Source organism: Candidatus Curtissbacteria bacterium, from assembly GCA_024654445.1.
In the GTDB taxonomy this organism is placed as follows: domain Bacteria; phylum Patescibacteriota; class Microgenomatia; order Curtissbacterales; family GWA2-41-24; genus JANLHP01.
This window is the reverse complement of record JANLHP010000017.1, coordinates 140002-161036: the sequence shown is the minus strand read 5'-3', so window position 1 is coordinate 161036 and position 21035 is coordinate 140002. Positions and strand designations below refer to the sequence as shown.

General features: G+C 40.7%; 19 protein-coding genes. 7 read left to right on the top strand and 12 right to left on the bottom strand.

Features of this window, described 5'->3' with window-relative positions:
- The 4 genes from NUV69_03140 to metG form a co-directional block, all read right to left on the bottom strand.
- Entirely contained in the window at positions 1-1239 is a 1239-nt protein-coding gene (locus NUV69_03140; protein MCR4324658.1) for a glycosyl hydrolase family 18 protein, read from the bottom strand.
- Positions 1240-1369: 130 nt separating this feature from the next.
- The gene (locus tag NUV69_03135; protein ID MCR4324657.1) at positions 1370-2863 is read right to left on the bottom strand and encodes a glycosyltransferase family 2 protein; all 1494 of its coding nucleotides are present in this window, start codon (positions 2861-2863) and stop codon (positions 1370-1372) included.
- A 167-nt stretch (positions 2864-3030) separates the two neighbouring features.
- Complete coding sequence (locus tag NUV69_03130; protein MCR4324656.1) at positions 3031-4026, bottom strand: TatD family hydrolase; 996 nt, start codon at positions 4024-4026, stop codon at positions 3031-3033.
- Positions 4026-5444: a methionine--tRNA ligase gene (metG, locus tag NUV69_03125; protein MCR4324655.1), complete on the bottom strand. Its 1419-nt coding sequence runs from the start codon at positions 5442-5444 to the stop codon at positions 4026-4028. Before metG ends, NUV69_03130 begins: the two co-directional genes overlap by 1 nt.
- Positions 5445-5637: 193 nt before the next feature.
- Here metG and NUV69_03120 point away from each other — a divergent pair, with 193 nt between their 5' ends.
- The 3 genes from NUV69_03120 to NUV69_03110 all read left to right on the top strand — a co-directional run bounded on the left by NUV69_03120 (position 5638) and on the right by NUV69_03110 (position 7059).
- On the top strand, positions 5638-6297 hold the full coding sequence (locus NUV69_03120; protein ID MCR4324654.1) for a hypothetical protein: 660 nt from the start codon (positions 5638-5640) through the stop codon (positions 6295-6297).
- Positions 6298-6481: 184 nt separating this feature from the next.
- Positions 6482-6685, top strand: coding sequence for an AbrB/MazE/SpoVT family DNA-binding domain-containing protein (locus NUV69_03115; protein ID MCR4324653.1), 204 nt, complete (start codon positions 6482-6484; stop codon positions 6683-6685).
- Entirely contained in the window at positions 6682-7059 is a 378-nt protein-coding gene (locus tag NUV69_03110; protein MCR4324652.1) for a type II toxin-antitoxin system death-on-curing family toxin, read from the top strand. Before NUV69_03115 ends, NUV69_03110 begins: the two co-directional genes overlap by 4 nt.
- 149 nt (positions 7060-7208) lie before the next feature.
- On the opposite strand, the gene pbpC is transcribed toward NUV69_03110, so the two are convergent.
- Positions 7209-9512, bottom strand: a complete 2304-nt coding sequence (pbpC, locus tag NUV69_03105) for a penicillin-binding protein 1C (GenBank protein MCR4324651.1) — start codon at positions 9510-9512, stop codon at positions 7209-7211.
- Positions 9513-9842: 330 nt separating this feature from the next.
- Between pbpC and NUV69_03100 the strand changes: the two genes are divergently transcribed.
- Entirely contained in the window at positions 9843-10322 is a 480-nt protein-coding gene (locus NUV69_03100; GenBank protein ID MCR4324650.1) for an Ig-like domain-containing protein, read from the top strand.
- Positions 10323-10413: 91 nt separating this feature from the next.
- Here NUV69_03100 and NUV69_03095 read toward each other — a convergent pair whose 3' ends face one another.
- Positions 10414-10788 carry a hypothetical protein gene (locus NUV69_03095; protein ID MCR4324649.1) on the bottom strand — a complete coding sequence of 125 codons (375 nt, stop codon included), beginning with the start codon at positions 10786-10788 and terminating at the stop codon, positions 10414-10416.
- Positions 10789-11000: 212 nt separating this feature from the next.
- Between NUV69_03095 and NUV69_03090 the strand changes: the two genes are divergently transcribed.
- Positions 11001-11996: a DNA recombination protein RmuC gene (locus NUV69_03090; protein ID MCR4324648.1), complete on the top strand. Its 996-nt coding sequence runs from the start codon at positions 11001-11003 to the stop codon at positions 11994-11996.
- Positions 11997-12086: 90 nt separating this feature from the next.
- Here NUV69_03090 and NUV69_03085 read toward each other — a convergent pair whose 3' ends face one another.
- Positions 12087-13943: a DUF2207 domain-containing protein gene (locus NUV69_03085; GenBank protein ID MCR4324647.1), complete on the bottom strand. Its 1857-nt coding sequence runs from the start codon at positions 13941-13943 to the stop codon at positions 12087-12089.
- A 53-nt stretch (positions 13944-13996) separates the two neighbouring features.
- Here NUV69_03085 and NUV69_03080 point away from each other — a divergent pair, with 53 nt between their 5' ends.
- Positions 13997-16891 (top strand): ATP-dependent helicase, encoded by a 2895-nt coding sequence (locus tag NUV69_03080; GenBank protein ID MCR4324646.1) that lies wholly within the window; start codon positions 13997-13999, stop codon positions 16889-16891.
- A complete protein-coding gene (locus NUV69_03075; protein MCR4324645.1) occupies positions 16891-17415 on the top strand; it encodes a 50S ribosomal protein L11 methyltransferase in 525 nt (174 codons plus the stop codon). Before NUV69_03080 ends, NUV69_03075 begins: the two co-directional genes overlap by 1 nt.
- A gap of 143 nt (positions 17416-17558) precedes the next feature.
- Here the strand turns inward: NUV69_03075 and NUV69_03070 are convergent, their stop codons facing one another.
- The 5 genes from NUV69_03070 to NUV69_03050 form a co-directional block, all read right to left on the bottom strand.
- A complete protein-coding gene (locus NUV69_03070) occupies positions 17559-18137 on the bottom strand; it encodes a hypothetical protein (protein MCR4324644.1) in 579 nt (192 codons plus the stop codon).
- An 11-nt stretch (positions 18138-18148) separates the two neighbouring features.
- Positions 18149-18592, bottom strand: coding sequence for a hypothetical protein (locus tag NUV69_03065; protein ID MCR4324643.1), 444 nt, complete (start codon positions 18590-18592; stop codon positions 18149-18151).
- A 125-nt stretch (positions 18593-18717) separates the two neighbouring features.
- On the bottom strand, positions 18718-19725 hold the full coding sequence (locus tag NUV69_03060; protein MCR4324642.1) for a peptidoglycan bridge formation glycyltransferase FemA/FemB family protein: 1008 nt from the start codon (positions 19723-19725) through the stop codon (positions 18718-18720).
- Positions 19722-20384: a ferric reductase-like transmembrane domain-containing protein gene (locus NUV69_03055; protein MCR4324641.1), complete on the bottom strand. Its 663-nt coding sequence runs from the start codon at positions 20382-20384 to the stop codon at positions 19722-19724. The genes NUV69_03060 and NUV69_03055 overlap by 4 nt, the downstream gene beginning before the upstream one ends.
- Positions 20385-20412: 28 nt before the next feature.
- The gene (locus tag NUV69_03050) at positions 20413-20994 is read right to left on the bottom strand and encodes a hypothetical protein (protein MCR4324640.1); all 582 of its coding nucleotides are present in this window, start codon (positions 20992-20994) and stop codon (positions 20413-20415) included.
- Positions 20995-21035: the final 41 nt, after the last annotated feature.

The window sequence follows — 21035 nt, the reverse complement described above, 5'->3', positions numbered from 1 at the left end:
TTAAAATATCCAAGATTGATTGGTGTTGTTTGAGCTTAAGAATTCATCATCGAATTTGCCGGCGAGCACAGACCACATATTGTCGCTGTCCGCGTCAAATCCCAGCGCCCACATACCGACGCCCGCAAGCTTTTTCTCTTTGGCAAAATCGTATTTGATCGAAAGCGACTTTTCGTCCTCCATGTAAACCACGTGCCAGCCATTGTCGTCCCAGTAACCTCTCCAGGCAACTTGCGCTTGACTGTCCCAGCCTCCAATAGGTGTTGTCGAAAGGAGCTTGTTGTTTTGAGCTTTTTCGAGTGTTGTAGCGAACGCTTTTAAACCAAGATTTCTATCCGATTTCGGCGCGGCCTCAGCAGCAGCTGGATAAGTCCAACCATAATAGGGAACTCCCATGATAATTTTGTCGGCGCTCGCGACTTTCAAAAAATCGTCAACTGCTGTCGAAACGTCGTACCAGAAAGGACCCTTGCCTCCGTTGTAGCCGTAAAGGGGAGCCGAAGGACCTATTGTTTCCGAACCAGGGTAGTAGAAATCGTAAGCCATCATAAAAACGCCATCCGTCGCTTCAGCCAATTTTCCGACGTCATAAATTCTGTTAAACCTCGCAGAAGAAGCAAGTACGGAAACGGTAATATAAGGATCGTCCAGATTTTTATTTAAAATACCTGAATATATTTGGACAAACTGGGAAAATTGATCTTTGAGGTGGTTGTTTGAAGGAATATATTCTATGTCTATGTTCACTCCGTCAAGATCCCGACTCTTAATAACGTCGACGCTCTCATAAGCGAGTTTGTTCCAAGCCTCAGGATTCTCAAGAAACACTTCGATAGTTGAGGCGTCCATCTGTGTTAAAGTGACCACCCTTTTTACCTGATGGTTTTTTGCCTTCTGGAACAGAGAACTTAATTTATCACCCTCGAAAACGCTCCACTCATGTGAATTTTTGTCGATTGTCCCGTCAGCATTCAATGGCAGAGAAAAATAAGCAAAGGTTGTTAAAACGTCCCAATCAATGTTGTCCATCTTGGATAAGGTCCAAAATGGAGCAAACCCAAAAACTTCATAAGGAGATTCTCGCTCCACAATCGGAGAGATGAATTTTTTAAACCCCTGGCTGTTGTTGGTCAAAAAAAGACCTAAAAAAAAGACCCCTAAAATTAGGGCCCCAAAAATTCCCCACATGAGGGAAGCGGTAAACTTACGCCGGAGAGGATCAGAAAGAACAGTTGGCATCAGAAGCAAGTAGGGTACCAAGTGAAAATTCCAAAGTCAAGTTTGATAGGGGACGATCAGACCTTTTCGGTTACACGTATTTGCTTGCGTAGCGTAAGCGAAGCAAGGAACAGGGTTACTTCCTTAAAATCTATACTTTTTCCGTGACCCTATATTCCAAGTATTTTCCAAGCATCAGCCTTGTATGAGCGTCGATCCCCGGCAGGGCGGTGAATATAAATGTCACAACAGGCATCAGGGCAAATTCAAGAGGCATAACTGCCTTTTTAATAAAAGAAACCTGCCCTTCTCTTTTTGGTCTCTGCCTAAAATCAACAATTAAGATAATCGCCAAAAATACCCAACAGACAGAAAGTATCCCGAAAGAAATCCTCGGCAGATTTTGTCCCATCACAGTTTGCGCGAAAACAGGGTTCAAAAGAACAGGAATTGTCGCCCCCAACGTTATCGCGAACCAATTAACCGGCCAAAGAAAGTGATCTTCCAAGACCTTAAAAACCCTGACTGTTCTTTGCCAGAAAGGAATGTGGCTATGCGTTAACCATTTTTTAATAATGTAAGCGTCGTCACTTACTCCCCAAGCCCACCTTTTTTCCTGTTCGTAAAAATTGGTTAGCGACTTTATATACGTCGTTGATTCCGCGGCATCTGCCATCGCGGGCAAAAATATCGGGTCAACATCTACTTTACCGTCTTTTGCAAAATAGCTCTTGAAGAAAATTCTATAATCTTCGGGAATAACATCTACGTCCCAATAACCAACATCGTCCAAAAGCTTTAGAGAAAGCGAGTACATAGAATAGTTAATAAGCCTGTCCGTTCTACTGTTCTGACCAGTTTGCCAAACGGAACTTAAACTGTTCATCACTCGTATCGGAACTGGGACTCTCCAAATATTATTGTAAAAAAGAATGACCGGCTGCCAAAAAGTAAGATGCCTCCCGCTTTCATCGGATAAGAATTTATAAGAAAGACAAGACAAGAACTTTTCGTGGAATATCCCGTCAGCGTCCTTTGAAGTCACTGTAATGTAATTTATGTCTCTTTTTTGCTCATTTACTAAAACCCTTTTCGCGTATTTCCCGGCATGCGCCTCGTTACTCGATTTTCCTTTAACTTCTCCCGCAATATCGGGGTGATAAGAAACCAAAAGGTTTGCAAATCTCTTTTCGAACTTTTTAACAAGCGCCTTTGCTTTTTCTTTCGCGTCATCTCCCTCTCGTTCTTCAAAAGCAAGAATTACCGAAATCGCGCTTTTGGGAACGTCTTGATTAGCCAGAGATTCAAGCCCCTTTTCTATTGTATGGAGAGGTTCTTTGTATGTTGGAATAACAATCAGATGATGCAGCTTATTAAATCCCGGCTGCTTTTTTGCGTCCGAAAGCCAGTTGTATCTTTTAGCGGCATTCAATTTTAAGTGGGACATTACAGAAGTTATCGCCAAAGATCCCGATTTGTAAAACCACAAAATGTCAAAAAGTATTATGTAATAAGCAACGTAATGAGGAATCCAGAAAGAGCCCCAAACGGGAAATAAAATTAAACTCCACGAAAAGGTCCCAGGTAAAATTTCCAAGAACCTATGAACTTGACGGTCGTACCGTTCAACGAACTGTTTAACCATATTTAATTTGATGTCATCCTGGAGGGAGCGAAGCGACCGATAAGCAAAGCTTTTCTTCGAATAGGATCTGAAACTAGAGATTCTATTTTGAGCTTGCGAGAAATACGTTCTCGTTTCACTTCGTTCTGCCAAATTGCAGAACTTCGCTCCGGAATGACATGGATGGGCTAACTTAACCCGAATAACTTTTCGGCATTTCGAGCCGTCACGTCAGCAATTTCTTCAAGGGAAGTATTTCGCAGTTCGGCTAGAAACTCGATTGTAATTCTAACATTTTTAGGTTCATTTTTCTTGCCGCGCAAAGGTTCTGGCGAAAGGAAAGGGGAATCCGTTTCCACAACAGCCCTTTCAAGCGGCACCTTTCTTGCGACCTCTTGGATAAGAGGAGCGTTCCGAAAAGTTAAAATTCCAGAAAAAGAAATGTAAAAACCCAAACCGAGCGCTTTTTCGGCAGCAGTCCAGTCTCCAGTCCAGGAGTGAAAAACGCCCTTTAGTGTTGATTGTTGTAAGCCCGCAGCGTTAGCGAGGACCGCAGGACTCTGTCTATCGTTAATTGTTAATAGGTCGAATATTTCATCCCAGCCATTACGGCAATGAATAATTAAAGGTAAATTCAGATCAGCTGCGAGTTTTATCTGGTCTTTAAAAAGCTTTCTCTGAAACTCTTTCTCTTCGTCAGTTGTCAGTTGTTCGTTGTCAGTTGTTAAACGGTAATCCAATCCGCACTCTCCAATTGCCACAACTTTTTTCGACGATTGAGCTACCTTTTTTAACTCAGCCATGCAACCAGCCAGACTATCCGTCATTCTGGCCGATTCGGTAAACTCACGGCCCTTGATAGGCCCTGAGCGAAGTCGAAGGGCTTGTCCAGAATCTGATTCTGGAGTCGCTTCGCTCCTCAGAATGACAGAGGAGTGGCCATATTTTTTAATGTCGTCTTTTCCATCTTCCGGGTGAATCCCGCAGCTGGCAAAAATCTCTAAGTCTTCATCTGAATGTTTTTCCGCGATCTCGATACACTTTTTAGAAGCATCAATCGAAGTCCCCACACAAATTATTTTTCCAACTCCTGCTTCTTTTGCACGCGAAAGCCACCCATCCAAATCAGAAACCTGCCTGCCGGCAGGCAGGTCCAAATGGGCATGAGTATCAATTAATTTCATTAAATCCTTGGGAAAATTGGTTTTTCTGCGGAAATTCTTCCGGTGAATTGATTCAAAATTTTCCCACTCGTTTGAGGCAAGAATGGCGAAAGATTAAACGCGATTTCTCTTATCTCTTGCGCTATCGGGGTAATGGATTTTTTAAGCTCTTCGCCTTCTAACTCCCAAGGCTTTTCGTCGTTAATTTTCTTATCCAAAATCGAGACCTCATTCCAAAGAGCCATTATTGCCTGGTCGAACCGAAAGGTTTTAAGATTATCAGAAACTGCTTTTTTAAATGTAAAATTCTTTTTTTCCGGCAAACTCAGATTTGTGTCTGCTGCAAGTCTTGCAACTCTCGCCACCAAATTACCAATTCCGTTAGCGAGTTCTCCGTTATACAAATCCTTAAATCTAGTGATCGAAAAATCTCCGTCTCCCCAAGACGGAATCTCGCGCAACAAGTAGTACCTGACTGCTTCAACCCCAAATTTTTCTACCAAATCAAATGGGTCAATTACATTCCCCAAAGTTTTCGAAATCTTTTGCCCTTCAACGGTTATATATCCGTGAACAAATTCTTCTGTCGGAAGTTTTATCCCAGCAGAAGCAAGTATTGCCGGCCAATAAACTGCGTGGAATCTTATTATCCCTTTACCAATTACATGCAGACGGTTAGGGTTTTCCACCCAATATTTTTTGTATAAATCGTCGTCTGTTCCAAACCCTAGAGCAGTTAAATAAGTAGTCAGCGCGTCGAACCAAACGTACATCACTTGAGATTCATCTCCTGGAACAGGAACACCCCAACCCCTCGCTCTCTCGACAGACCTCGAGATGCTGAAATCCTCAAGCCCACCTTTAATAAAGGAAAGAACCTCATGCTTTTTGGTCCGGGGAACAATTTTCAGTTTATCTTTAGAAATTAGATCCTCAAGGAACTTTTGGTAATTTGAAAGTTTAAAAAAATAATTTTCTTCCTCGATTTCCTCTATGTTCGAATGTCCATCAGGACATTTACCATCCGCGATCTCGGCTGCCGTATAAAACGCTTCGCACCCAACGCAGTAAAGGCCACGATACTTCTTTTTATATATATCTTCGCTCCGGCATAAACTCCAGAATTTTTGTGCTCCCTCAAAATGATGTTTTTGGCTAGTTCTATTAAAAACGTCCCATGAAAGATTAAGCGCATCTTTTAGATTTTCAAACTGCCTTGCGTATTTGTCGACCAGTTCCTGAACTTTTAGTCCTTCTGCTTTCGCCGCCTGTACATTTTTAAGACTGTTTTCGTCTGTTCCGGAAGAAAACAATACATCCCATCCCTGTGCACGGTAAAACCGTACGATTGCGTCTGCCTGCACTGTTTCCAGGGCAAACCCAATGTGCGGCGCAGCATTTACATACGGAATAGCCGTAGTCACATAAATTCTGTTCATGACCTAAATTATATATTCTTCGAGCGAGCGTAGCGAGTCGAGATTCTATTTCGAGTCTGCGAGAAACAAGCTTTCTTATCGGTCGTAGTACTCCCTCCAGAACGACAATCAGAATTGAATGTTGTCATCCTGGAGCGAAGCGATAGGATCTATTACCTTTGACTCTTTTTCTTAAAGATGAAATGATAAAAGTATGAGAAAAGTCTTGCCCGCCGGTAGGCGGGGCTTCATTCCTGCCCCAGTAATGATCGGCCTTGCCGTGATTCTGCTAATCACAGCAGCAACTATCTACGTCAACTCTAACCTGATCCGAAAAGCCCACGAACAACCTACTGATAAATCAGCAGTACCCGTAGATGTAGTTATGGACGTTCCTGCCAACTGGATAACATATACAAATACCGAATATAATTTTTCTTTGAAATACCCCCCAGACCTTAAAGTAATTAGCCCGACAAACTTTTCGGAAAAATCGAACATCGTTAGTTTTAATAATCCAAGTGATGAAACAGTAAATAGCAAGAATATACTTATAAATGTTTATCCGAACCCTCAGAATATTCCTCTGGAAGAATTTCTAGAGACTGTATTCACACAGACTGGGGTCGATGGAAAAACACCAGTGATCTCAATTCTTAAAGCAAACCTCAAACAAACTCAATCGCCATTGCCTAGATCGCTCGTATTTGTCGGGACATTGGGAGAAACACCAAGTAAACACGTATTTTCTTCTCAAAAAGGTAATGTTTATGAATTCATTCTTTCAAGTGGTATTGGTTCAGAGATAGAGTACTCTGCTGAATCGGAAAAAATCTTCGACCAAATGCTCTCAACCTTTAAATTTGTTGAATAGGCTCAACAAATTTACCCTGAGTGAAATCGAAGGGCAAATTCACAGAATAAATTGTTTAATCGTTAAATTGTTGAATTGTAAGAGTGCACAGCAATTTTGTCCTGCTGATTCGAATCACCAGGACAAAAACGAGTTAATAAAACAGGTTGACAAAATCGACGCAGTGTTATAACATTGTACTAACATGATCCAAAAAACTTTTCAGGTCGGCAATTCTGTTGCCGTGACTATCCCGAAGAAAGTTCTTGAAGAAAAAGGTATCAAAGTAGGCGATCCTGTAAATTTCTCTGTAGATCCAGTTTTTACTGCTGATCGTGAAATCCACGATCTGACGAAAAAGTTGATAGATCAATACCGACCGGCCCTCGAAGAACTCGCTTCAAAGTGAAGTTTTTAACGCCACAAAATATTATCCAAATCCATTTTGAATTAGTCGAGGCAACCGGTGGTTTACAAGGGCTTCGCGATCTAGGCCTTTTAGAATCTGCGGTCTTAAGATCACGAGCAAGCTTTGGGGGGAAAGATCTTTATCCAAACCTAGTCCTAAAAGCAGCAGCTCTTGTTCATTCCTTACTTCTAAATCATGTATTTGTAGACGGCAATAAAAGAACCGCAACGATTTCGATGATTGAGTTTTTGTTACTAAACGGCAAAAGCTTTAAGGCGACAAACAAAGAGATCGTTATCTTCGCTCTTTGGGTCGAAAACAAAAAACCTACGATTGAAGAAATCGCTGACTGGATAAAAGAACATTTGAAATAAACTACCCACGGCTTGAAAGCTGAGGTTCCGCGTGCTCGAAATAGAAAAATCATCACAAAATACGCAATGGCGAAAATTGTGATGAAATTAGTTGTTTGTTAATTACGAAATCGTGTGCTTTTTTTAAATGAATCATCATCCTCCTCAAGTCATGTAGGGGGCGGACTTGGGGAAGCCTCCGGCCTAGGACAACTCGCACAGAAGTCTTGTTTAGAGTAGGGGTCCGAAATAATAACTTCGTCTTTCTCTTCCGCGTTTGGTGATCCCGACTGAACAACCTTTCCCGTTTCCTTGTCTATCCACACTTTAGATCTCGCGAATGTATCTTTAGTTGGCTCTGTCCCAGCTAAGAAATATTCAAATCGATTATTGCATCCCTCGTTTTTTGTCCCCCCGGTCAAGGTGCAAATTTCTTTGCCAACAACACCCGAAGGTACTTTGAATGCTTCATTCACCTTGTCATTCAAAAGCGCCGTCATTATTCCGTTCCAAATAGGAGCAGCACCGGTTACACCGGAAGAAAGTGAAGGATGCATCGGAGAGTTGTCATTATTGCCGACCCAAGTTACAACCAAAAAGCTAGGGTTATAACCAATCGTCCAGTTATCTCTCTTATCATCTGTAGTCCCGGTTTTTACAGCGACAGTCTTTCCTCTAATATTAAGCATGCTGTTTGCGCCAAAAGCAGCACTTCTTGCGCCGTTGTCGGAAAGTATCGAAGAAATCAAAAATGCAATCTCCGGAGAAAGAACTCGCCTACCCGCTTTTGGCTTGAACTCTTCAAGAACTCTGCCGTTGGAATCCTCAACCTTCAAAACGGGGACAAGATCTACGCGGACACCTTCGTTGGCAAAAACGCCAAACGCAGTCGCCATTTCTGTCATCTTAACCTCTCCTCCTCCTAAAGTTAAAGAAAGCCCATATCGCGACTCATCCTCAAAAGTAGTAATACCCATTTCCCTGGCCATTTTTATCATCTCGCCGACGCCAACTAACCCTAAAACCTTTACAGCCGGAATATTGTAAGAATTAGCAAGCGCGAACCTTACCTGAACAGGACCATGAAATTTACCATCGTAATTGACAGGCCTGTAAGGTTGTGGTCCTCCCGAAAAAGTAGTTGGCACGTCCATAATCACGGTAGCCGGCGTAATAAGTCTTTTTGCGAGCGCTGTCGCGTAATTAATTGGTTTAATGGAAGACCCTGGTTGTCTATTGGCAACAGTTACGTTTACATTACCGTCATTTTCTGTATCGAAAAAGTCTTTTGACCCTACCATCGCTAAGATTTCACCGGTTTGTGGTTTAGTAACTACGGCAGCCCCGTTTCCAACTCTTAATGCTTTCAGCTTGTCGATGTTTTCCGTTACTTGGCCTTGGGCCATCTCTTGAACTTTCAACTCAAGAGTTGTAGTCACCTTTAACCCGCCTTGCGCGGCAGCAGCCTCGCCATATTTTTCAGCCAAGTATTCACGGACGAACATTACAAAATGAGGCGCCCTAATGTCGGTTGCCGCGGACCTGTATTCCAACGGTTGCGCTGCGGCTTCTTCGGCTTGCTCTCTTGTGATGTAATTTTCTTCAACCATTCTTGTCAAAACCTGCCTCTGTCTTTCGACTGACCTTTGTTTATCTTGCCCAAACGGGGAATAGTAAGTTGGTGCTTGGGGCAATCCCGCAAGAAGCGCGGATTCCGCGAGCGTCAAATCCTTAACATCTTTCCCGAAATATTGCTCGGCAGCTGCGGCTGCTCCCCAGGCCGTTCCGCCATACGGAACTTGGTTGAGATACATTTCAAGTATCCTGTCTTTGGGGTATGCCATTTCTACCCGGAAAGCCAAATATAATTCTTTAACCTTTCTTGTTATAGTTCGCTCCGGCGTCAAAAAGGCGCTTTTAACTAACTGTTGCGTTATCGTCGAACCACCTTGGATATCTCCTTGGAACACTGTTTCTCTAGCTGCTCTTATAATGCCGTAGACATCGAAGCCTTTATGTTTATAAAAATCCTGATCCTCAATCGCAATCGTTGCGTATTTTAAATTGTCTGGAATTTCGGAAAGTGGAACAACAGTTCTGTTTTGGTCTGTGTACACATTAAAAAGTAGTTCTCCATTTCTATCGTATATTTTAGTTGTCAATGGCACTTCTCTAGTTTCGAGCTGTCTTGGGCTTGGAAGATCTTTTGTCGCAAACCAAATTAATCCCATTGAAACAAAAATCATTAAAAGCCCCACCTTAAAACTGAAATCTTCACGGATAACGGGATGTCGGAAGACCTTAGTAACACCCTTGAATCTACTGGGCATCCTCTTTGGAATCCGCAGAACTCTTCTTAAGCCCTCAACCCAAATAAAAATCCCTCGAAACCCCCAAATAGTTACGTCTCCGACAAAAGTGACAAGATTAATAAAAAGGGTAAGGAAGGCAGTAAATACTTTTAAGATTTTCATACAGCAGCTTTCAAAACAGAAGAAATTTCAACCCTAAATCAAATTTTAATTTGTTCCTCCTCTTCAAAATTCGCTAGGCGAATTTTGTCTAATATTGATTTTGGAACTGGCTCCGCCAGTCCGAAATCGTCCTCTTGGGAAGAGGAATATTAAGGGGAAACTTTTAGTGTCCCCTTAAAGTAAAGCCATTCTATCTCAAAACAATTCAATTTGACAGTAGGCTAATTGCGATATAGACTTCTCCAAATTCCTACCCAAGAGAAGTATGTAGCCGTTTGGCACAAATTGCGAAAAATTCGCATTTATGCCAATCCGTTATAATAAAGAACAATGGAAGAATCCTCAGAAAAACGAGGCCCTATAGAAAAAAGTAAAAAAGGGTGGCCAGTTAATCCATTTGGAGTTGCCGCTCTAATTATTCTTGGACTAATTGCGTTGTTTTTAATTGGCAAACCACTCCTTTCCCGACAAACCACTCAAATCACAAATGAACAAGGAAACGCAAGCGGAGGACGGCTCACCAGTCCGGAAGCCGGGGAAATTGTAAGAGGTGGGACCCTTAACTTAGAACTTTCCGTAGACCAACCTAGCTCTGCTCAAGAAGTTCAGTTCTGGGCAAAAACTTACGCCGACAATAAATGGCAAATGATTGGTAAGGTTCAAAAATCTCCCTACAAACTGGATTGGCAAATACCACCACAATTTGAAAATAAGGCGATTGCCATCACCTCGCACATTCTTCAAAAAGACGGCAACGTTATCAAAGACCCCGGCGGTTGGAGAGAAGGAATTATAATTCTCTCAGAGTAACGACAAGTTTAATTTCTAATTAACCTAATTACTAATTGACCTAAAAATTTTAGAAATTCTTCAATTTAGGAATTGATTAGAAATTAGAAATTTACCCTTCTCTCTTTCCCAAATAACTCCAAACGGCAAAAAGAACAACTGCGACAATTCCAAGTCCAATATTAATTACTGTCACCTGTTTTAAAATCGCAAGAGCAGCACAAATCGCGATAAAAATGGAAATAAAAAGTGACATCTTAAAAGACGTTTTAACATACCAACTTGCGCTATAGCGCTTATAAAACCTGGTCCTAACAAAATAAAGAACGAGACTCAGAAAACTAAAACTAAAAGAAAATACTAAAAAAACAAAGGACGCAAAAATAAACCATGGTGCAGCAGTTGGATCTACTACGACAATTATCCAAGAAAGTCCAAATAGAGATAGAAAAGCAATCAATGCCGCTACAGGTAAAAGTTTGACCACAAATACATTGTAAACTCGAAATTAGAATTTCGAAACTCGAAACAAAACTGTCACTCTGGCCGTTCGATAAACTCACGGCCCTTAATAGGCCATGAGCGAAGTCGAAGGGCTTGTCCAGAATCAGCCTTAATCAGATTCTGGAGTCGCTCCGTTCCCCAGAATGACGATTACCGGTTCGGATTTCGTGCTTCGAATTTGGTAGAATCTACCAGATGGATTCCCAGACTATTCTGCTTGTAGTTGGTGTTCTAGTTTTAGCCACAATGGGGCTCCTCTACTTGCAGATCAAAAAACTCGCAGACAACAAAAAGAGCGACGAAACTACCAAGCTCCTCTCACAACTTGTTTCCGACATGCGCGGTTCTATGGACAACACGACAGATTCGATGGTTCGGCAAACAAAAGCAATCAATGAAAGACTGGATAGAGCCGCGCAAGTAATTTCTGAAGTCTCCAAATCCGTAGGCGAAATGACAGAACTTGGCAGGGGAATGAAAGACCTGCAGGAGTTTCTGAGGTCTCCAAAGATGCGTGGCCAAATGGGGGAGGCAGGACTGAAAGATCTTTTAGGCCAATCCCTCCCGAAACAAAATTTCCATCTTCAGTACGCTTTTAAATCCGGAGAAATTGTGGATGCCGCTCTAAAGTTAGAACAAGGGATTATTCCAATTGACGCCAAATTCCCAATGGAAAATATCCGCAAAATGTCCAAAGCCCAGGACGAAAAGGAAAAACTTCTTTACAGAAAAGCATTTATAAACGATGTCAAAAAACACATAGACGCCATTTCCAGTAAATATATCAAACCGCAGGAAGGAACAATTGATTTTGCCCTCATGTATATTCCTTCCGAAGTCGTCTACTACGAAATTCTCACCGAAAGTCCGGAACTCGAAGAATACGCTTACAGAAAGCGCGTCCGCCCGGTTTCCCCCAACACCCTCTACGCATATTTACGCGCAATCATTATGTCGCTTGAAGGCAATAAGATCGAAAGACAGGCCGGCCAAATTTTGGCAGCCCTTCGAGAAATCGCCGACGAAACAGAAAAATTTAGTGGCTCACTCTCGCTTCTCACAAAACACATCAAAAACGCCGCAAATTCCAGCGACGACGTCAACACCCGCTTCGCCCGCCTTTCGTCAAAAATATCAACAGTACAAACTATCGAAGATCGTACAGTCAAAAGTTTAAAATCAAAAACCTAAAAACAGTTTACCCTCGAAGTTCTGCGTAGCAGAACGAAGTGGGGTCCAAACAATCGAAGCAAAAGCAACCAAAAGTTTAAAGACAAAACTTTAACCCGCGCCTCCGCCTCCGCCTCCTCCACCTCCACCACCCCCGCCGGAGAAACCTCCACCTGAGCCGCCGGAAATGCGAGCCGAAGCAAAACTTGAATTAAAACTACCGATTCCATCTGAAAAATCAGAATAACTAATGTGACCTCCACGAGACGTCACGTACCAACCCGGAACCTGGTCACCGAGTTTCTCCGGCATTAGCTCTAAAATCTTTTTTGTCTGACCGAACAAAAGACCATAAACTAAATACTTTTCCCATAAGGGCAATTGTTCCGGCAATGTCCTCTTGAAATGCGAAAAATCATCTAGAAAATTTATAAACCCCTGCCACTTTCTCGCTTCTTTACCCCAAGCATGTGTCCACTTTTTCATAAAAGCAAAGCTAAAATAAGAACCCTTTTTCCTTCCAAAAGGTAAGAGAACAAACGTTGAAACCCAAATAATCATAAACAAGAACCAAAAAATAATAGCGAAAAATGCTTTGGGCGCTCCAAATAAATCATCTGTTATCTGAAACCCGATTATCCAAACTCCGACAATTAATACTAAACTTCCAAAAAACCACGTGTTTCTCGTCGCGCTCCCTTGTTCTACAAAGTTCCTTTTGCTCGCTTCTTTTCTTATCTCCGCTTGCCAACCTGGCCAAAAAGCTCTATGCCGTCTCAACCCTGCCTTCAAATTATCCAGCTTGATAATAAAATCAAGAGGTTTTAAGCCATAACCAACTCTTTCTTGGTCACTCGGAGCTTCCTGATATATGCTAATTTCCTCAAGCATCTTTTTCTCAAAGTCTAAAAGCTGCTTATCTTTCTTAAGTTCCTCAAGCGGCTTTCTAAAAACAATCCCATATTCTTTCTTTTCCGAAGTGATCATCAAAAAATTTCTCAGCTGTCTGTAAACAGCAATGTCCAGATACCTTCTCCTCGCCAAATCCAAAATTGTTGCACCAAAAGACTTTGGGGTGATTGTGTTTTCTTGGGAAAGTAGCATTTCGACAAGAGCCGGTTGCAAGTCTGAAGGCGGTTCATGTACGTATTTGGGCCGGTCTTGCTCGTGTTCTTTTCCGTATTTGTGCCATTGCCAAATCCAGAAAACCAACCATCCTACCGTCAATACAAGCAGTAGGGGGAAAACTATTTTTCTCCAAAGAAACGGCGATCTGTAATTCTCCTCTTCGCGTATTATTTGTTCCAAAGATTTGTTTGAGCTGTTAGTAGCGGCAAGAGTACCCTTGGGAAAAACGAGTCTTACTTCAACAAATTGTTTAGGCGGGACATTAGCAACCTGGAATCTGACACTATCGTCATCGACGAAATCGTATTTTCCATTAGTCGGGCCATGCGCAAAAGCATAAACTTGGTTTTTATCAATATCCCCCGGGAAATTTACAGTAACATCGACAGCTTCCGTTCTCTTATCCCATTCGTCCCCAATAACCTGCCAATAAAATTCGTCAAAATCACGTCCGGAAGTCAAAGCATTAGAAAGTGTGTAAGAAAGCTCAAACGTTCTGGTCTCGTCAAGGGCAGAATATCCCCACATCGCGTAAAATTTCCCTGCTTTAAGGCCAGCTTCCGTCGGTACAATCTCTTCGCCATTTTCAGAAACCTTAAAGTTGGTAATCGAAGCGTTGTAATTTGTCCCTTTTCTCGAAACCTTTAGGGGAATATAAATATCTGCCCACGAAAAACCTCCGTCGAATTCATAAGTCCTTTTTTCAACGACATCTATGGAACCATCAACGTTAATATCATAAGTCACCTCAACACTAGGAAAATAATAATCTTTTGCAAAAACCTCTTGCGGAAAAAACAAAAATGCAAAGACCAAAACAACAAAAAAATATTTTTTCATCTCCGCACTAATTTTAATCCTTTTGTTAAAACCTTTCATGCTAAAATAGCCGCGTGACAAGCCAAGTCTTAAAATACCTCAACCCTGAACAACTTAAAGCAGTAACGACTACAGAAGGCCCGCTGCTGATCATCGCCGGCGCAGGAACTGGTAAAACGACGGTTATCACGCATCGCATTGCATACATTATCGAAAAGAAACTTGCAGAACCCTCTGAGATTTTAGCGCTCACTTTTACAGATAAAGCATCCGAAGAAATGGAAAGAAGGGTAGATATTCTTGTGCCTTATGGTTTCATCGATACATGGATTTCTACCTTTCACGCTTTTGGGGATAGAGTTCTTCGTGACAATGCACTAGAAATGGGACTGAATCCAGTGTTTCGAGTTCTAACAAAACCTGAGCAGATTCTATTCGTTAAGCAAAATTTATTTGACTTCAATCTAAATCATTACAAACCCTTATCTAATCCGTATAAGTTCATAGAAGCTGCGCTTTCGCTAGTCTCCCGCGCGAAAGATGAAGATTTAACACCGGATCAATATATGGCTTACGCAACATCTCTAAAAGACGAAGAAGAGCGTCAACGACAATTAGAATTAGCTAATTTTTTTGCAAAATATGAAGAATTAAAAAGAAAGGCAGGCCTAGCGGATTTTTCCGACCAGATAAATCTTGTTTTAGACTTATTCCGTAGACATCCTAAAGTTTTAGAAACTTATCAAAACAAATTTAAGTACATTTTGATAGATGAGTACCAAGACACAAACTACGCTCAAAATGAATTCGTGAAACTCCTGGCAGCTAAACATAAAAACGTCTGTGTTGTCGGTGATGATGATCAATCTATTTACAAATTCCGCGGCGCCGCAATTTCTAACATCCTGGAATTTAAAAAAATCTATCCAAAAGCCATTCAAGTTGTCTTAACCAAAAATTATCGTTCCACCCAACCAATTCTCGACGCTGCTTACAAATTAATTAGTCATAACAATCCGGACCGTCTTGAGATCAAAAATAAGATTAACAAAAAACTGATAAGTGAACGGAAGGAGCCCGGCCAAGAACCAAAGAACATTTTTGGCGCAACATTGTCTGAGGAAACCGATATCGTAGCTCAAGAAATAAACGCATTAGTCAAAGATAAAAAAATTATGTATCGAGATATTGCAATACTGCTTAGAGCAAATAGTAGCGCACGGCCATTTATCCAAGCCCTAAATATACTCTCGATACCATCAACATTTGTGGGGTCTTTCGGCCTATACGACCGAGAAGAAATAAAATCTTTAATTGCATTTTTACGTGCCCTTTCAACATTTGATGACAATTTAAATCTATATTATCTTGCAACTTCTGAACTTTACAATATCCCGCCGGAAGACATGATAGTATTGAATGATTTTTCCAGAAGAACAAACCTAAGCCTCTATAAAATTATCACCGGCTCCAACATTGACGAAATGGAAATATCAGACGACTCAAAAATTGCTTTAGAAAAACTAAAGAGTGATTTAGAAACGTACGTAAAATTATCTCTCAAGCAAAATGCCGGTAAAACGCTTTATGCATACCTTGAAGAATCAGGTTATTTAAAAAAACTAAAAGAAGAAGACCCTGAAGATACTCAAGGAAAAATTGCGAATATCGCAAAGTTTTTCAAGAGAATTTCTGAGTTTGATGAAGTAACGAACGATCAATCCACCATAAATTTCTCAAACTTTCTAGAAGTTATGCAGGAGTCAGGTGAAAATCCTTCAACGGCACAAATCGATCCCGACCTTGACGCAGTAAATATTATGAGCATACATTCAGCCAAAGGCCTTGAGTACAAGGTAATCTTTCTCGTCAGCCTCGTAACTGATAAGTTTCCTGTTCGTGACCGTTCAGAGCCCATACCTCTTCCCGACAGTCTAATAAAAGAAAGTTTACCAAGTGGTAATTTTCACATCCAGGAAGAAAGGCGCTTGTTTTATGTTGGTCTTACTCGTGCAAAGGATTTTCTCTACCTTACATATGCAAGAGATTATGGCGGGAAAAAAACCCGCAAAGTCTCACCTTTTGTTCTTGAAACACTAGATGTGACACAAGTAGAAGGGATGCCTCAAAAGTCTTCAGCAATAGAACAAATTGAAAGATTTAAACCTGATAACGCTGCTCAGATGACTCTTGATTTCGAAAAGAAAACGGTGTCTTTTCAAGACAGAATATTAGATCTTTCCAGAATAGATGTTGAAAGCTATCTTTCATGCGCTCTTCAGTATTGGTATGGACATATTGTTAAACTCCAAGTTCCTCGTGCGTTTAATCTAGTTTATGGCATAGCCCTTCACAAGGCTGTTGAAGAATTTTATCGCTATAGAATCCGTGGTCAACTTTTACCCCTTTCCGACTTAATCACTGTTCTAGAGAATGCCTGGGTTAGCGAAGGTTTTATCAGTTCTGAGCATGAAAAACTGGTTCTAACAAAAGCTCGCAAAGTTATCAGTGACTTCTATGAAAGAGAAAAAAGCCAAGATGTTGACAACGTAGTAGTGGAAGAACCTTTTAAATTCACTCATGAGAAAATAATTGTTAGGGGAAGAATTGATTTTTTGCAAAGAGGCGATAGAGTTAGACTCATCGATTTCAAATCTACAGAAAATGTTGACGAAAAAAAGGGCACGAATCACGTTAAACAATCTATCCAGCTCAAAATTTACACTCTTTATTACTTTAAAAAGTATGGCAAACTTCCTGATGAAATCGGTATATACTTCCTAGAAAACGGAATGATTTCAACTATTAAACCCGCACAGTCTATAATATCCGAAGCCATAAGTGCCCTGGAAGTAACGGCATCTGGTATAAGAGCAGGCAAATTCAACGCAAATCCCAAGGAGGGCTCTTTTACTTGTCAGTTTTGCTCATTCAAGGATATTTGCCCATTCTCCTTAGCTAAAAGTTAATGGAAGTAATAGCCGCCTTAATTTTAATAGTTGTTATTTTTGCTCTTCTTTTTGTGATCCTTTCGTCTTTTCTTTTTATGTTTGATTTATTTTTAGATCTTCCTTACGTTGCGACCGACAAAAAAAAGATAGAAACAATAATGAAATTCGCGGATCTTAAAAAAAACCAAACTGCTATCGATCTTGGATCCGGTGACGGAAGATTGCTCCTCGCATCCGCCAAAAAAGGAGCTGCTGCAATTGGTTATGAGTTGAATCCATTTTTGATTGCAATTACAAAAATTCGCGCAAAAGCAAAAGGTGCCTCCGCCCAAATAATTGTAAAGCGCTCAGATCTCTGGAAGGCAGATTTGAAAATTGCAGACGTAGTTTTTGTCTACGGACGCAAAAGAACAATGCAAAAATTTGAAGATTTTGTTTATAAGAATAGTAAAAAAGGGACACGCATAATAGTAAATACAAATCAATTTCCTTCTAATCAACCGATTAAATCGGAGAATAATATTTTCTTGTACATTAAGTAGCTTGCCCCGCGAAATTGCAGCACAAGCCGTCTATGAATAATAGTGAAAAGGTGAGTGCTAAAATTCAGCGGGTCAACACCAACCCATTCCCAAACAAAAAACCAACTAAAGTTGAAAATGGAGTTTTTCTGTACGTAGTTTAGTTACTCTGCACCTTTTGCCTGACCCAGTGAATCCAACTTCTGTTTATCGAAATGACCTGGCCCGAACTTCGACATATCAATATCCTGTTTAGCAGCGACAACTAATCCCTGAATAATTCTTCTGGCGCGGTTTGCATCAGATTTATGTAAAAAGTTAACTGCGATTTCGTTTTCTATGAATCCCTCGTCAACGACACTTAATCTGGAAAAAAATATTCCGTCCGTTGTAAAAACATCCGAAACATCTTTGATAAAAACACTGTGTACGCGTTTCGTTAAAAGGCTATTACTTACAAAATTCACCTTATTCATATCGACAGTCACCTCATCAGGGAAAAAATCAAAAGGGAAAATTCCTCTTATATGGACAAGGCATTTGTCCGATTTTTCTACTAAGTCATTAACTTTCTGCTCGACCTTTTCCTCCTCCTTAACAGACTCTTTAATAAAGTCTTTTTCACCCTCTCTCGCTGCTTTAGTTTCCTCGTCTTCCCACCCCAAATCAGCGGGTGCATGGCCGCTCCCATTTTGTTTTAGAAAACCTTGATTAATAAACGTATAACCTCTGGCCATATTCATACCTCCGCAATTTATACTGCTTCTAATAACTGTTGTCTGCCTGCCGTCACATTCTGATAATCCACTCTAGGATTGTCCCTGTAGCCCAATGCAATTCCTTCGACTAAATTGCGTACTTCGTAAGCGTCACGCCGCGCTATCTTATCCAGAAATATTTCCGGTCCTCCGGTTGTACTTTTTATATGGACTCTGCCGAAAAATAATCCGCTCGACGCGTAAACCGTTGCAATATCAGAAGCCATAATAGTTATAATTTCATCTTGCCAAGGACCGTTTCTTTTAATCCACACAACTCTTCCAGGTTCAACCACTATTTCACCCGGAAAGAGGCTTATGGGATAAACTTGCTTAAACCTGCCTAAAAGTCTCACTTTGGTATCTGCATCACCCGATTTAGCCCTCATCTTAGGTACTTCGTAGTATCTCCATAAATCAGTCTGGGTAACGTATTTCATGACTTGCCTATTCTAAAGGAAGAAGCATATGTTTTAGATGTGAAGATTGCAAGAATTTGGTAAGGGTTTAGACTGTCACATTAAGACTTTCTAGCCTCATTTTGATCTCAAAAAACGCGTAAATATCACCTTGTAGCTCTCAAGAAAATCCATCTTATTTTCTCTGCGATATTTAAAGTACTGTAAACAGCAGGTTTCAAAACAAGATCCCAGGTTCCTACGTATTCCACGTGTTTTGGAGCATATCCAGCCTTAAATCTATGAAAGCCGTACCATGGATCTTTAGGGTCGGCATCGGGTCCCAATGCCCCCCACATGTCGAAGTTTTTAAGCCCCAGACTGCGCCCTAACTTGATTGCTTCCCACGCGACCAAATTAGAAGCCATCACCTCTCTGTGTTCTATGGACGACCCCCCGTAAGGATAATAAAGTGTATTTCCAAAATTAAGAAGCATCCACGCAGTCAGTGGTTTACCTTTGTATTTGGCGATTAATATCTTTGCCATTCCTGCAGCTTTTAACGTCTCCCATGCAAGTTTGTGATAGTGTGGTGTGTGGCCAAAATATTTCTGCCTTTTTGTCGTTTCAAAATATAAATTTAAGTAAGTTTCAAAATCCGCGTCCGCGTCCGTTGTATAAACCTCGACACCTTTTTTCTGTGCAACTTTTATGTTGTAGCGCGTCTTTGAGTGCATCGCGCGCATTAACTCTTCCTCACCCTTCGTAAGGTCCAAAATAAAATTGTATTTTGTAAAAAGCGATTTTTTGGATTTGACCAACCCCAGCCCTTCCAGCTTGCTGTTTTCTTGTTGCTGATTTCTTGTTTCAACATCCGGCTCAATCTTAATAAAAGCAGCATTCTTTTCCCTACCAAGCCGCGACAAACTATCAACCATCCATTTGGTTGGCATGGACCCTTTGGGAAAATATCCAATCGTTTGGTTTGTGTAAGGGACTGAGTGAAAGGTTAATTGATAAGCGGAAACCAACTTTTTACCGTCAAATTGACCCACTCGCGCAAGATCGACGCCAGTCTTTTTTCTAAACTCTCCCCACTCCCAAGATTGGATAATATGGGAAACAACTTTATTGTAGACGGATTTATCCTTGTCTGTTAGTTCACGAACAGTCATGATTTTAATTGTTCAGGTTGAGACTTAGATTTAAATCGAGCGTAAAGAAGCGAAGCGACTTCAAGAGCAGCAAAAATAAAAATAAAAACAGACCAAATGCTAATTCTTTGCAAACCAGTGTGAAGAACTAATAACCACAGGACTACATACACAATCCGATGAGTCCTTTTCCACCATCTGCCCAGTGTTCTCATACTGTAGTTATTTGAAGTTAAAAACATTACAAACAAAAGACTTAATGCAGCAGCCCCCAAGTATTCAAACAATTGCCATACAGTCCAAAAGGGAAATAGTCCAGTGACCCATGGCATAAACCTCACTAAGTAAAAATGCGAAAAAGCCAGAATAAATACTAAGATTCCAAGCTGTCTTCTAAAAACTGTAATTATTCTTGTTATTCTTATTTCGATTCCAAACCTGCCCAAAATTCCAGGGAGGACGACAATTCCAAGCAAAATGATCGCCGCCTGCCCCATTGTCCTACCCAAGTCATAAAACGTTTGAAAATATGGCCCAACCGATTTTTCAAAATACGTCCCAAGACCAACAGAAATAAAAAGTATTACAAGGTATAAATATTTAAATAGGGGAATAACAGAAGGACTCTTTTTGGCAACAGCGATATAAAATCTATCTTGCCAAGATTGTTGTAGCTCCATACAAAGATTCTAGCAGAATTAAGAGAGTCTACATCAGGCCAAAAACCTCCAGAATTATATAAGGTTCGATTATTCCAACAGCGAAACCAGCCAAAATCTGAGATAGCGTATGCTTCTTAAGATAAAATCTTGCAAACGCAACCACTGGGACTACCGCAAAAAGCCACAACAACTTCCAATCAAAAAGATAGTTTATAACAAAAACAGATGTGGTATTGGTAATGACGTGAACACTTATCTTCCATTTAAAAGTTATAATAAATAAGGTCAGAGTGACGATAAATACAGTAAAACTTATTACGAAAAAAAGGTAATTTGCGAGAAAATAAACTAAAGTTGTTGAAAGTAAAAAACTCAAAGTAGCGACTCCCCACACAATGTGCCTTTCTTCTCTCTTTGTCATATCGATATCAGTGACGCGCCCCGATTTCAGAAGATACAAGAAAATGCCTACTGGCACTATCAAATTTAGAGTTAACAATAATGGCACAAGAAGAGTTATTTGTTGACTGGTAAGCCCTGTGGTAAACACAGAAAACATAACAATAGGGGACCAAAACCAAAAATCAAAAATACGAGAAATAACAATAGAAAAATTTCTTAAATTCATAATTTAGTTTAACAAATAAACCATTTCTTCTATAATTTGCA